Source organism: Chitinophaga sp. GbtcB8, assembly GCF_019091455.1.
Taxonomy (GTDB): Bacteria; Bacteroidota; Bacteroidia; order Chitinophagales; family Chitinophagaceae; genus Chitinophaga.
This window is the reverse complement of record NZ_JAGXJN010000103.1, coordinates 1-407: the sequence shown is the minus strand read 5'-3', so window position 1 is coordinate 407 and position 407 is coordinate 1. Positions and strand designations below refer to the sequence as shown.

Genomic DNA, 407 nt, shown 5'->3' with positions numbered 1-407 from the left:
GGATATTTCCTGGCTGTAATTAATTTCAACAGGGAAGGAACACTATGAATATGCGTGATCTGCTGCTCATCGATAAAGGCTTCCAGCAACCCGGCAGATAACAGCAGCTCATTACTGATCATCGTTAAACGGGCTCCATTCAGCAACGCTATAAAGATCTGCTCCACAGATGCATCAAAAGAAAGGCCTGATAACTGAAGGATATTATCTTCCTGTGTAATGCCCAGATAACGGCTTTGAGAGCCGATATAGTTCACTACACTGCCATGTTCCACCATCACGCCTTTGGGATTACCGGTAGAACCTGAAGTATAGATCACATAAGACAGATCGTCCGGCTGCAGTGTACGGGGCAGGGCTGTTACAGGATAATCCGCAAGCTCCTCCCGGAATTGTGACAGCGCTGC

Annotated in this window: 1 protein-coding gene; it reads right to left on the bottom strand. The window is 47.2% G+C overall.

What is annotated here, in order from left to right; genetic code table 11:
* A partial coding sequence (locus KVT36_RS31570; protein WP_217607405.1) for an AMP-binding protein occupies positions 1-407 on the bottom strand: 407 nt, incomplete at both ends.